The sequence below is a fragment of the Mucilaginibacter phenanthrenivorans genome, assembly GCF_024721155.1.
GTDB lineage: Bacteria > Bacteroidota > Bacteroidia > Sphingobacteriales > Sphingobacteriaceae > Mucilaginibacter > Mucilaginibacter phenanthrenivorans.
Map to the genome: position 1 here is coordinate 152656 of NZ_JAHVAP010000006.1, position 12934 is coordinate 165589.

The following is a 12934-nucleotide window of genomic DNA, read 5'->3' on the forward strand; positions in this document are numbered from 1 at the left end:
AGCAACCGCGAACTATGCAAGACTACTTGCAGGTTATACACCTTTCTATTCGCCCTTTAAGTTCGCGGTTGCCGCGCTATCACTCGCAATGACAATATGGCGGTATTATCTACCCCCCGGAGGGCAATGCTCCTTCAAATATTGCGTATAAAGCGTACGTAAATGCAAGCTGGTACCCGGCCCTTCATAAATACCATGCGACCTGTTAGGGTACGACATCAGCTGGAACTGCCTGTTATATTTAACCAGTTCGTTGATCAGCATCTCTGCATTTTTATAATGTACGTTATCATCGCCTGTGCCATGTACGTACAGCAAATTACCACGTAGATTTTTAGCATAAGTTATAGGTGAGCCTTTTATAAATACCTGGCGGCTTTCGTCGTCAATGGGCACACCCATGTAACGCTCCTGGTAAATATTATCATAAGTAAGCTGCCATCCTACTGCTGCAACTGCTATCCCTGTTTTATATATTTCAGGGTGCTGGAACATCAGGTTAAGCGTACAGGAGCCACCGCCGCTCCATCCCCAAACTGCTACGCGGGTTGAATCGATGAAAGGCCATTTCAGGATCTCCTTTGCGCCCATGGCCTGGTCCTCAATATTCACAATACCTATGTTTTTGTAAATAGATTTACGCCACGCAGCTCCTTTAGGCGCCGGTGTACCCCGGTTATCAAGCGACATATAGATATAGCCATCATTTGCCATATTGCCAACGTACTCGCCGTTCATCCCATTTCCATAGGCATCATTAACAGTTGCGCCTGCCGGCTCGCTGTAAACATAAAATACAACCGGGTATTTTTTTGTCGGGTCGAAGTTGGTTGGTTTAACCATCCAGCCGTCCATTTCCACGCCATCAACTGTTTTCACTTTAAAAAACTCGGGCTTGTTTTTGGCTTCGGTATTTAATTTAATAGGCGCACCGCTGATGTGTTTATGATCGGGTAAGCTTATTACCTCACTTAAGTAAGGCGTATAAATGTTAGAGAAGGTATGCAAGCCGATCTTTCCGTTTGGAGAAATCTCATAAATATGCGTTCCCGGCTGATCTGCCGGTGTAACGCGCTCAGCCTTGCCACCGCTCAGTTTAATACGATAAAGATATCGTTGAGTAGCATTATCCGGCGACGCCATAAAATAAACATAGCCGCCTGCCTCGTCAATAAGATTTAGGGATTCTACATCGTAGTCACCCTTGGTGATCAGCGTTTCCTTACCATCCCTGTCGATTTTTGAAATATGTCTCCAGCCATCCTTTTCGCTGATCCATAAAAAATCCTTGCCTTTGTTTATCCATTCCCATCCTACCGGGTCGCCGTCGTTCCATCGTGATTTACCATCAATCCAGGCTTTATCAGTTTCGCTATGGATCACCCTTGCCGTCCCATTCGATATGTTAGCTGTGAAGATCTTGCTTTCTGTTTGTGCCCGGTTCAGTTGTTCCAGGATGATCTCGTTTGAACTGGTTGTCCATTCCATTCGTGGGATATAATGCTGGATCGCATCGCCCGGAATGTTCATCCAGGTTATTTTACCGGAGGTAACATCAACCACCGCAATTTTGCATGAGCTTGGATTTTCGCCTGCAACAGGATACTCAACCGGAACCACATATGGATAGATAGAGTCCGTAGTGTTCAGCATCAAATATTTTTTGGTGCTGGCGGCATCTATCTGCCAGTAAGCAATACTCCTGCTATCAGGCGACCAGCGGAAACCATCCCGGCAATCAAATTCTTCCTCATAAGCCCAATCGAATGTACCATTGATAAGGGTTTTGGTACCATCAGTAGTTAGTTGTTTAACCGCACCTGTTGCTAAATCTTCTGTAAAAATATTGTGCTCGCTAACATAGGCTGCCTTCGTACCATCAGGCGATAACTTGGCAAACATCAGGGATGATACCGGCCGTGCAGTTCCTATTTGTTTCAGGGTTTTGGCGGTCATGTCATACACCCAATAATCGCCACGGGTATTATAGCGCCAAACACGTTGTGTATTGGTAAATATCAAAACCTTTTTTCCATCGTCCGATAGGAAGAAGTTGGCCACCTTAAGCGGACTTTTCCCCGGAGGGGTTAGCATTTCTGTAGATACTATAACTGTTTTCTTTTCCGGATCGCGGGTATCCAGTTCTACTATGCCAGACGCTTGCTGGCGATAATATTGATAACCATCAGCAGCCCAGTGCGTTTTGCTGCGCTGCGCCATCGCGGTCAGCTGCGAAAGCATTAGTACCAAAATAATAAGAGGTACTAACCTCATTCTGTAAATTTTAATAATCATTGATTTAGTTTTTGTTTATTTTGTTCAGAAATAATCCTGCCGTAAATTTTCCGTTAAATTAGCACATTAATATGTGTAATAAATACCTGTAATGAAAAAAATACTTGTTGTATTGTCCATCTTTTTTATCGCCGTTTCGTTCACTTTCGCACAAAAGATCGACAGGAGTAAATTTTTACGGGATAGCCTCGATTTCTATATAAACCGCTCATTAACCAACTGGCGCATCCCCGGCGCTGCCGTTTGTATTGTTAAGGATAACAAAATTGTATTGATGAAAGCATATGGTATTAAAGAGCTTGGGCAGCCTGCCAAGGTCGACATCAATACATTGTTTATGATAGGCAGTAATACCAAGGCATTTACCGCAACTGCTCTAGCCATGCTGCAAGCCAACAAAAAGCTGTCGCTGGATGATAAGGTTACCAAATACCTGCCGCAATTTAAGCTGGAGGATAAAGCCGCCGGCGAAATGGCCGTCATTCGCGACCTGCTGTGTCATCGACTCGGCTTCCAGACCTTCCAGGGCGATTTCACCTTTTATAACACTAATTTAACCCGCGCCGATGTTATTCAAAGGCTTGGTACGTTAAAGGCAGCCTATCCGTTCCGTACCAAATGGGGTTATACCAACGCGGCGTTTTTAACCGCAGGCGAGATCATTCCTGTGGTTACCGGGAAGCCCTGGGAAACCTATATAAAGGAAAATATTTTTGCCCCACTGGGGATGAGCAATACACTGGCATTAAGCGCCGAACTGCCAAAATCATTGAACAGGACAGTGCCGCACACGCTTATCGATGGCCGTTTGTCGCCCATCCCCTATTGCCAGATAGACGCGCTGGCCCCGGCAGGAGGCATTAGCTCGTCCATAAATGACATGAGCAAATGGATCTACACCTTGCTTGATAATGGCAAGGTTGGTGCAAGGCAGGTGATCCCCGCTGCAGCCATAGCAGCCACCCGCCAGCCACAGGATATTGTTGGTAATGTAAACCACCTGAATGGCGAAAGTGATTACGAGCTTTATGGCCTCGGCTGGTTTATACAGGATTATGCAGGGCATCACCTGGTTATGCACGATGGCGGGGTAAACGGTTATCTATCCTCGGTTACCCTGGTACCTAAAGACAACCTGGGCATAGTTATATTAACCAATACCGACCAAAACGAATTTTACGACGCATTGCGCTGGGAGATAATGGACGCATATTTTAAACTCCAATACCGTGACTATACTGATACCTATTTAGCGGCGTATAAAAATAATTCAGCAACTGAGCAAGCTGCTGATAAAAAGCTAAGGGATTCCGTGGCGTTAAATCGTCCGCCTGCTTTATCGGCCTCAAGCTACACGGGTAAATATGTGAATGATTTTTATGGATCCTTAACCATTACCCAGGGCGAGAACAATGACCTGGAGATCCGCTTTGAGCATCACCCCAAGATGTATACGCACCTGCAGCCCCTGGGCGGGAATCGCTTTTATGCAACGTTCTCCGACCCCACCTTAGGCAAGGCAGTTTTTCCATTTACTGTACAAAACGGCACGGTAAAAAGCATTCACGTTAAGGTTGCCGATTTTGTGGAGCAGGGAGCTTATGATTTTAGGAAGGAGTGATTTTTGATTTGTTTTGTCATTCTGAGCGAGAGCGAAGAATCTTGAAAGAGCGAAAAGTCTGCGTGCGATAAGTAGTCGGTATACCTTGCTATCGTGAATGTCGCTTACTGAAGATTCTTCGCTCTCGCTCAGAATGACAAAAGATGCTTTTTATTTTTAAAACACCACTATCAAACCCACAAAAAAAGGATTGCCCTTCGCCAGGCAATCCTATAATCCTTATCTCCTAAAAATCTTAGTTCAATCTTAGTTTAGTTTACCATTTATTTCCCCATGGGTCCTGGATGTCGTATTGCTTTAGCACATCGGCCGGTACGCCATCCCATTTGCCTGGCGAGTTGCCCACATAACCCAAATCTTCAATACCTATTTTAGAGGTATAGAAACCTGACGCGGTTAAATCGCGCATCCGGTTAAAAAAGGAAACACCCTGCGCCATTTCCGGCTTGGCTTTTTTAGGATAAGCAATTTCCGTTACCATTTCAATTTGCTGGCTGCTGCTGGCATCAACAAAGGTTTTGCCATAACGATTCAGGCATTGCAGGTCTAACCAGCGCAGGCCGCCGCGCATCGGCGTTTGATGATCGGGCATGTCCTTTACAATAAACTCAATAAAGGCGGGCACCTTCGCATCCGACGCACTGCCTGAGCGGGCATCCTTTGGAATAATGATATCGCCCAATACAGTTATTGTGGCCATTTCATGGTCGTTGAAGAATTTCTCAGCATTAAGCTTTTTTTCAAGTTCAACTTCAAAGGGCTGCCTGCCTGTGGTGTCGCCGGCTGCAGCGCCTGTACCGGTGCTGTCTTCTGCTAATTTATTATCTTTTGGCTTACAGGCCTCCAGCAGGATCCCTGTTGAAAGGGTACCGAAGCCTATAGCTTTTAGGGAATCGCGTCTGTTCATGTTGTAATGATTAAACGTTAATTTTTTTACGTTGAGCTAAAATGTATTCTGCGGTGCGCATGCTTAATGCCAATATAGTCCAGGTAGCATTTTTGTCGCCTTGCTGTACAAACGGCGCTGCATCTACCACAAACAAGTTCTTGCAATCATGTGCCTGGCTGTATTTATTTAAGGCCGATTTTTTAGGATCATCGCCCATGCGCACGGTACCAACCTCATGGATGATCATGCCGGGAGCTTCCAAACCGTAGCTGGTTTCCTTTCCGGCAGGAGGGCCATAAATAGCCCCACCCATGTTGTGCATAATTTCCTGGAAGGTATCCTGCATGTGTTTGGCCTGGTTTATCTCATAGTCGCTCCATTTGTAGTGGAAACGCAAAACAGGGATCCCGAATTTATCAACCACATCCGGGTCAATCTCGCAATAGTTGTCATAACGGGCAATGGCCGTACCACGACCAGCCATGCCAAAGCCGGTTCCGTAAAAACGACGGTAGTCATTTTTCAGATCAGCGCCAAAACCACCGGCTTCCTTCATTTTGCCGTCCTTACCCGGCACAACACCATTCATATCCTGGATACCGCCGCTAAAGCCGTAGCCCGGCATGTGTAAACCACCACCAAACTCGATGTGGTAACCACGCGGAAAATTCAGTTTTTTATTATCTTTTACCCACGGACCATAAATATGCACACTGCCCACACCGTCTTCGTTATAACGCTTACGGTCCATCAGTTCAGGCAGCCAGCCACCTGCGCTTGATCCGGTTGAATCATGCAGGTATCTTCCAACTACCCCGCTGCTGTTTGCCAGTCCATTAGGGTGTTTTGACGATTTTGAGTTAAGCAGCAACCTGGCTGATTCGCCGGCGCTTGCACCTAAAATAACGATGCCCGCCTTTACCTGGTATTCCTGCATGTCCTCCTTGCTGATGTACGATACACCTGTTGCCAGGCCATTGTCATCAGTAAGCACTTCGCGTACCATCGCGTTAGCAATAACCTTTAAATTCCCTGTTTTTATAGCCGGGATAACCAGGCATGATGACGAAGAAAAATCGCCATAAACTTTACAGCTACGTCCGCACTGTCCGCAAAAGAAACATGCTCCACGGTCCTTATTACCCGGCAAAGCTTCTGTAAGTACAGACCCACGACCAGCAATTACCTTAACGCCCGCCTTTGCAGCACCTTTTTTAATGTAAAGTTCGTTCAACCTTGGCTTTGGCGGCGGTAAAAATATGCCGTCCGGCTCATTTGGCAAACCTTCAACGGTACCGTAAACACCAATCATACGGTCAACTTTATCATAAAATGGTTTTACATCATCATAGCTGATCGGCCAGTCGTCTGTTAAACCATCAAGGTGATGTCCCTTAAAATCATCTGGGCCCATACGTAACGAAATACGGCCCCAGTGATTGGTACGGCCACCCAGCATCCGCGAGCGGAACCAATGGAATTCCGTGTTGTCCTTTGTAGTGTAAGGCTCCCCCTCAATTTGCCAGCCACCGTAGGCAGCATCAAAATCGCCGAAGTAACGGGTAGTTCCCGCACCGCGACGGGCCGACTCATACGGCCATTTTAATTGAAGCGAGTCTTTAGCCGGATCGAAAAACGGACCAGCCTCCAGCATTAAAACTTTTAAACCGGCATGAGCCAACACATATCCTGCCATGCCGCCACCTGCACCCGAGCCAACAATTATAGCGTCGTATACGGTTGCCGATTTTTTAATTTGTATGTTATTATCCATGTTGTTTTGGTCATTAGGCATTTGTCATTGGTCATTTATTGCCAACAGTACCAAATCGATACTAACGACTAATGACCACTAACGAATGGCTAAAGTAATTAAAGTTGCTTAATCGTGATATTTTTAAAACAAACTACTGCGCCATGATCCTGCAAAGCGATATGTCCTTTCGGGTATGTGGCAAAGCTTTTCCAGGTTTTAAATTTACTATTATTTAACAATTCCTGCCATTCGGGGCTACCAATTTTTACGTCAACGGTTTTGATACCGTTCATCCAGAAGGTTATTTGACCATGGTCATAGCGGAGTTTTATTTTATTCCATTCACCGGCTGGTTTTGCGGCCGCAGATGGCGCCTTTAAATCATACAGTGAACCTGCCAGGTGATTAGCCTTTTTATTATCTTCAGCACCTTTATCATCCAACACCTGCATTTCGATACCTGTTAAATAGGTTGCCCCAAAAGACGGATCCTCATGAACCCCGAAAATTATACCGCTATTACCGCCTGCTTCAATTTTCCACTCCAATGAAAGCTCATAATTTTCGTATTCGTTGTCGGTAACCAAATCGGCGCCGTCGGCTGCTTTCGGATCAAGCTGTAATGCGCCGTCAACAACCTTCCATGCGCCGGGTCCGGTTTTTAAATAGCTGTGCCAGCCAGTCGTAGTTTTGCCGTCGAATAATTTGGTGGTTTGCGCCATAAGCGAACAACTTACAGCCGCGGTTGCAAGGATACTTAACAGAATTTTTTTCATGTTGATGATTAGTTTTTCGTTTGTTGTGTTTGACAGCAGTAAATGCATTTAGTTTATTAACAAACGCGTTCGCTCTGCAGCTATTACAATGGGTAGTAAAATTAGAATAATTTTCTGTTCGATGAAAAAACAGCGGGAATATTGTTACAGAGGGAGACCGAAAATTGGCCAAACCCTAAGGAGAGAAACAATAAATAAAAACTACAAAGCAGTCGGAACAATCAGACAAAACCCGCCAACTAAAATCCAACAATCATTAAAATCAACAATTGCTTTATTTTCCGGACTTTACCTATTTTCGGACTTTTCTACTATCACCTAGACTCTCTTATATTCTTCGAGCTCTTTGTCTGTAATAAGACGATAACGATCTGTTAAACATTTAGCGCAAAAAAATCTTTTTATTGGTAAAAAAAAGAGCAGGTTACGCCCAATCCAATTCCTGGGTTTGGTAAAATGATAAGGTGCGGAACATTTGTGGCATCTAAGAATTTTCTTCTGCATCGGCATCTAATATAGGTTATCAAAAAGAGGGGGTGCAAACTTACGCTTTTACATTTAGATAGATTAATTGTAATCGCTATTTTACAATTAACTAATAGTTAAGTAGTTAGACCAGTAATTGTTCATCTAAATTTCCTTTTTTTAATATAGTTTCTTGAATATCATTTATTATATTTGATATACCAATTCACCATTGATAACCAAACCATTATGAAGAAAGTATCCAACATCCTTACCCGTAAGGGAAGCAGCGTAATTGCCATTGATGGCAGCACTACCGTTTTAGACGCACTAAAACTGATGTCTGACAAAAATATTGGCTCAGTTGTTATTACTGAAGATGGTGCGTATGCCGGATTACTTACCGAACGCGACTATGCCCGCAAAGTGATCCTGCAGGGCAAATCATCCCTTGAAACACAGGTAAGGGAAATTATGAGCACGGAATTTCCACATATGATCCCCGAAAACTCTGTTGAAACCTGCATGCATGTGATGAGTGAAAATAATATCCGCTATCTGCCCGTCTTCAGGGATAACATGTTGTGCGGCATTATATCCATAAGCGATGTGGTTACGGAAACCATAATTTCGCACGAGGAAACCATTGAACATTTAAAGAGTTACATTCAATCGTAGAACCATAATTAAAGATCAGCCATGACGATATTCACGTTCATCAATTTGTAATGGCCGATCTAAAACAGGATAAAACAAGAGATCGCAATTTTTATTTTGATTTTTTACGGGCACTGGCAATTTTTGCGGTAATCATCCTGCACAATTCTGCTGACCAGGTGGACCAATATGGCAAATTGCCAACCACTGACTGGCTGTCGGCTGCCTTCTATAATGGCTTAACCCGTTTTTGTGTGCCCATGTTTGTGCTGCTGAGCGGGGCGCTGCTATTAGATCCTGCAAAGGAAATTACCATTAAGGAACTATTTACAAAACGCCTCCCCCGCCTGGTGATCCCGCTTTTGGTATGGAGTGTTTTTTATGAAATATTTCAATACAGCACCGATAAGGGCTATGGGCAGTTTCATTTGATAGTAGCTCTCAAAACCTTTTACCAGGGTCCGCTGGTTTTCCATTTCTGGTTTTTGTATATGCTTATTGGCATCTACCTTATATATCCGGTGTTAAATGCGTTTGTGCGTGCGGCAAGCAGAAGCCTGGTGTTCTATTTCATTGTATTATGGTTTATAACCAATTGTGTATTTGGGATGATCGGCATTATATACGGGTTATCCCTTGGCGTCGAATTATATGGCTTCACCGGCTACCTGGGCTATTTTATGCTGGGCTATTATTTGCAGCACTTCAGCTTTTCAAAACAGCAATTGAATATTATTTACGGGTTAGGCATTCTGTCCATCGTTGCGTCAATAGCAGCCACTGTATTGCTGCATACCCAGGGTGATAAAAGTGCCCTTGAAATAATTGAAAGTGATTTTACACCGGAAATTCCATTTACGCTGGCGGGCTTGTTCCTTTTACTCAAGAACCATGCTTTTGGGCCAGGGCAAACCTGGTTTAAAAGCGTCATGAGCCAGCTGGGTAGGGAAAGCTATGGTATTTATATTGTGCATGTGCTTTGGATGCGTTTACTGTTCGACAAGTTATACCTGGGTTTGGGTTTCGGCAATCAAAGTTTGCTTTGGGTGATCCCTTTTAAGGGCATAGTAGTGCTTGCTTTATCGTATGGGTTAACAAAGCTGATCCGGCTGGTGCCATTGTTAAGGGCCACAGTATAACCATTTACCGATTTTTTAGATCAGATATATCAATCTCATAAATGCTCCGGATGGCATTTTTTGTTGAATGCATCAATTTATTAATTGCTTCGGTTTTTGCCCTTCCATTCTTATAAACCGGCCTGTCAGTAGTTTCCCTGAACGAAGTAAAATATAGTTTTTTGTCATCCCGCGACAGTCCCGGCGCACCATCATTGCCTTTGGTGTTTACTTTAGGACCAAGGTTTACCGGCTCGGTCCACCCATTATCTTTTTTAAATGAAACCCACAAATCGCCGGAGCCTAACCCCTTGCGGTTGTTGCTGCAAAAGATAATGAAGCTTTCATTGTGAGCGATAACAGGATCAAAATCAAAATACTTCGGATCATCAAAGGATAGCTTTTCTGCCGGCAGGTATTTACCATTTTGAAGTTTGCAAGTATAAATATCCGCGTCGCTCTTACCATCCGAAATAAAGAAATAAGCGTTCCCGTTGTCGGCAAATGAGAGATAGGTAGGCGTAGAACCTGCAGGTACAGGCAAATCGAATAAAACAGGCTTTGAAATTATCTTATTGCCACTTAGCTCAACATAGTAGTAATGATAATCGTAATCCTTAAATGGCTTGCCATCGAGCGGACGGTCTGATGCGAAATACAGCCGCTTGCTATCGGCCGAGACAAACGGATCTGTATCGCGATAGGTGCCGGTAAAATCAACAGCCCCCGGTTCCGACCATCCCGAGCCGCTATTTACCGAATAGAAAATAGCGATATACCCAAAGTTTATGGTAGCCTTGCTAAAATATACAGTTTTATTGCCAGGTGTAAAAGAAGCATTAAAAACAAAATCACCTTTGGATATGACATCCTTGCCAAAAATCCGGGCGGAATCCTTGAGTATTGCGGTTTTAACATCCTGGGCATAAGTTGTGACATAGGTTAATAATATGCAGCCAATAAATAAGATCCTGTTCATAAACTTTTGAGGCAAATGAAGTAAGATGTTAAATAATAACATAGGTTATTCAACCGTTACCAACGGTTTTTTAATGGTTTGGGCGTATAACACAACATTTTTTTCCTACCTTGCATACCTCATCACCTATATACATATAGTGACATTCAAGGAATTCAATTTTAACGACGATTTATTCGAAGGCATCGAGAGCATGGGGTTCACTACTCCAACCCCAATACAGGCCATGGCCATCCCGATCATATTAAACGGACAAGACATTATTGCCTGCGCACAGACAGGTACGGGCAAAACAGGCGCATACCTGTTGCCGGTGCTGGATCAGATTGGCAAAACCAATAAGCACCACACCAGCACGCTTATTTTAGCGCCAACGCGTGAGCTGGCCCAGCAGATAGATCAGCAGGTGGAAGGGCTTGCCTATTTCACGGGCATCAGCTCCATAGCTGTATTCGGCGGCGGCGACGGCAGTGCTTACGAGCAACAGCGCCGCGGCATCCAGAATAATGTGAACATCATCATTGCTACACCAGGCAGGCTGATTGCTCACCTTACCTCAGGCGTGTTAAAGCTTAACCACCTGACGCATTTAATATTAGACGAGGCGGACCGCATGCTCGACATGGGTTTCTCGGACGATATTATGAAAATCATCAGCTACCTGCCCAAGCAAAGGCAAACGTTGTTGTTCTCGGCCACCATGCCCGGGCGCATTCGCACACTTGCAAAAACGGTGTTGAATAACCCTGAGCAAATAAACATTGCGTTATCGCAACCGGCAGTGGGGATCGATCAGCAGATCTACCGCGTTCATGATCAGCAGAAAACGCCTTTGCTGCAAATGATTTTGAAAAATGGGTCATATGCCAGCGTGATCATATTCTGCTCGAGAAAAGAGATCGTAAAATCATTAACGAAGGAATTAAAGCAAGCCCATTTTAAGGTTAGCGCCTTTCATTCCGATTTGGAACAAAAGGAACGCGAAGAGATCCTGCTCAACTTTAAAAACAAGCAGCTTCCGGTTATCATCGGTACAGATGCACTTTCGCGAGGTATTGATGTGGAGGGTATCGACCTTGTTATCAATTACGATGTTCCCGGCGATCCGGAGGATTATATTCACCGCATCGGTCGTACCGCACGTGCAGAAACTACAGGTACCGCCATCACCTTCGTAAATCACCGTGATGAGCGCAAGCTAAAAAGCATTGAACAATTGATAGACAAACCTATCCGCCTGATAGACGTGCCTGATGAATTAAGGTCAATTGAGCAGGTTAAGCAGGAACATTCACCCAACAGGAGGCCCCCTCAAAAACGCTGGGGTAATAAAGGCCAGGCACGAAAATAAAAATAATACAACATGATGAAAACCATGTACCTGAAATTAGCTAAAAGGATTTTGTTGATCGTTTTGGTAGCTCAAACTACCATCGCGTTAGCACAAAAAAAGGAAACATCCGGCAACCCTATCTTTAAAGGCTGGTATGCTGATCCGGAAGCAAAGATCTTCGATAAAACTTATTGGGTGTATCCTACCTACTCTGCCAAATACAACGACCAGGTATTTATGGATGCCTTTTCATCAACCGATTTGGTGCACTGGACAAAGCATGAACATGTTATCGACAGCAGCCAGGTAAAATGGGTAAAGCGTGCGTTATGGGCTCCTGCGGTAACCGAAAAGGGTGGCAAATATTATTTGTTCTTTGGCGCGAATGATATTCATGATGATCAAAAGGAAATTGGCGGCATTGGTGTTGGCGTATCTGATAGTCCGGCTGGCCCTTTTAAGGATTTGTTAGGCAAACCGCTGATCGGCAAAATTTATAACAAGGCGCAACCGATAGATCAGTTTGTTTTTAGAGATGATAACGGCCAATACTATATTATATATGGTGGTTGGGGTCAGTGCAACATTGCTAAGTTGAAGGACGATTTTACAGGCGTTACCCCGTTTGACGATGGCGAAACCTTTAAACTCATCACACCCAAGGATTATGTTGAAGGCCCGGTGATGTTTAAGCGCAAAGGCAAATATTATTTAATGTGGAGCGAAGGTGGCTGGACAGGCCCCGATTACCGCGTAGCTTATGCCATTGGTAATACGCCTTTCGGTCCGTTTAAACGGATAGCGACTATATTAAAGCAGGATCCAAATATTGCTACCGGCGCGGGCCACCACTCGGTTATCAATGTGCCGGGAACAGATGAATGGTATATTGTATACCACCGCCGCCCGCTTGGTGAAACCGACGGCAATCACCGCGTGGTTTGTATCGATAAAATGTATTTTGATAAGAATGGGATGATCGAGCCTGTTAAGATCACAAATGAAGGGGTGCAAGCAAGGGTAATAAAATAATAGATAAGCGCTT

General features: G+C 44.3%; 10 protein-coding genes. 5 read left to right on the top strand and 5 right to left on the bottom strand.

The annotated features are described in order from the left end of the window. Positions 1-105 precede the first annotated feature (105 nt). Entirely contained in the window at positions 106-2274 is a 2169-nt protein-coding gene (locus KXD93_RS16120) for a S9 family peptidase (RefSeq protein WP_258138263.1), read from the bottom strand. A gap of 112 nt (positions 2275-2386) precedes the next feature. On the opposite strand from KXD93_RS16120, the gene KXD93_RS16125 reads away from it, so the two are divergent. Continuing rightward, positions 2387-3916 (top strand): serine hydrolase, encoded by a 1530-nt coding sequence (locus KXD93_RS16125; RefSeq protein ID WP_258138264.1) that lies wholly within the window; start codon positions 2387-2389, stop codon positions 3914-3916. Positions 3917-4172: 256 nt separating this feature from the next. On the opposite strand, the gene KXD93_RS16130 is transcribed toward KXD93_RS16125, so the two are convergent. From KXD93_RS16130 to KXD93_RS16140, 3 genes are all read right to left on the bottom strand, one after another. Next, positions 4173-4823 carry a gluconate 2-dehydrogenase subunit 3 family protein gene (locus KXD93_RS16130; protein ID WP_258138265.1) on the bottom strand — a complete coding sequence of 217 codons (651 nt, stop codon included), beginning with the start codon at positions 4821-4823 and terminating at the stop codon, positions 4173-4175. A 10-nt stretch (positions 4824-4833) separates the two neighbouring features. Then, positions 4834-6579 (bottom strand): GMC family oxidoreductase, encoded by a 1746-nt coding sequence (locus tag KXD93_RS16135; RefSeq protein WP_258138266.1) that lies wholly within the window; start codon positions 6577-6579, stop codon positions 4834-4836. A 98-nt stretch (positions 6580-6677) separates the two neighbouring features. After that, positions 6678-7337 (bottom strand): 3-keto-disaccharide hydrolase, encoded by a 660-nt coding sequence (locus tag KXD93_RS16140; protein ID WP_258138267.1) that lies wholly within the window; start codon positions 7335-7337, stop codon positions 6678-6680. Positions 7338-8051: 714 nt separating this feature from the next. Between KXD93_RS16140 and KXD93_RS16145 the strand changes: the two genes are divergently transcribed. Both KXD93_RS16145 and KXD93_RS16150 read left to right on the top strand, forming a co-directional pair. Then, on the top strand, positions 8052-8480 hold the full coding sequence (locus KXD93_RS16145) for a CBS domain-containing protein (RefSeq protein ID WP_258138268.1): 429 nt from the start codon (positions 8052-8054) through the stop codon (positions 8478-8480). Between the two features lie 50 nt (positions 8481-8530). Next, entirely contained in the window at positions 8531-9598 is a 1068-nt protein-coding gene (locus tag KXD93_RS16150) for an acyltransferase (RefSeq protein ID WP_258138270.1), read from the top strand. 4 nt (positions 9599-9602) lie between these two features. On the opposite strand, the gene KXD93_RS16155 is transcribed toward KXD93_RS16150, so the two are convergent. Beyond that, the gene (locus KXD93_RS16155; protein ID WP_258138271.1) at positions 9603-10556 is read right to left on the bottom strand and encodes a hypothetical protein; all 954 of its coding nucleotides are present in this window, start codon (positions 10554-10556) and stop codon (positions 9603-9605) included. 139 nt (positions 10557-10695) lie between these two features. Here KXD93_RS16155 and KXD93_RS16160 point away from each other — a divergent pair, with 139 nt between their 5' ends. Together KXD93_RS16160 and KXD93_RS16165 are read left to right on the top strand one after the other, a co-directional pair. Then, the gene (locus tag KXD93_RS16160) at positions 10696-11907 is read left to right on the top strand and encodes a DEAD/DEAH box helicase (RefSeq protein ID WP_258138614.1); all 1212 of its coding nucleotides are present in this window, start codon (positions 10696-10698) and stop codon (positions 11905-11907) included. A 12-nt stretch (positions 11908-11919) separates the two neighbouring features. Then, positions 11920-12921, top strand: coding sequence for a glycoside hydrolase family 43 protein (locus KXD93_RS16165; RefSeq protein WP_258138272.1), 1002 nt, complete (start codon positions 11920-11922; stop codon positions 12919-12921). Positions 12922-12934: the final 13 nt, after the last annotated feature.

Bases quoted from the DNA above. Each gene is read 5' to 3' on its own strand.
- KXD93_RS16150 (WP_258138270.1), top strand. From the start codon at position 8,531: ATGGCCGATCTAAAACAGGATAAAACAAGAGATCGCAATTTTTATTTT.
- KXD93_RS16155 (WP_258138271.1), bottom strand. From the start codon at position 10,556: ATGAACAGGATCTTATTTATTGGCTGCATATTATTAACCTATGTCACA.
- KXD93_RS16120 (WP_258138263.1), bottom strand. From the start codon at position 2,274: ATGAGGTTAGTACCTCTTATTATTTTGGTACTAATGCTTTCGCAGCTG.
- KXD93_RS16125 (WP_258138264.1), top strand. From the start codon at position 2,387: ATGAAAAAAATACTTGTTGTATTGTCCATCTTTTTTATCGCCGTTTCG.
- KXD93_RS16130 (WP_258138265.1), bottom strand. From the start codon at position 4,823: ATGAACAGACGCGATTCCCTAAAAGCTATAGGCTTCGGTACCCTTTCA.
- KXD93_RS16165 (WP_258138272.1), top strand. From the start codon at position 11,920: ATGATGAAAACCATGTACCTGAAATTAGCTAAAAGGATTTTGTTGATC.
- KXD93_RS16140 (WP_258138267.1), bottom strand. From the start codon at position 7,337: ATGAAAAAAATTCTGTTAAGTATCCTTGCAACCGCGGCTGTAAGTTGT.
- KXD93_RS16145 (WP_258138268.1), top strand. From the start codon at position 8,052: ATGAAGAAAGTATCCAACATCCTTACCCGTAAGGGAAGCAGCGTAATT.
- KXD93_RS16135 (WP_258138266.1), bottom strand. From the start codon at position 6,579: ATGGATAATAACATACAAATTAAAAAATCGGCAACCGTATACGACGCT.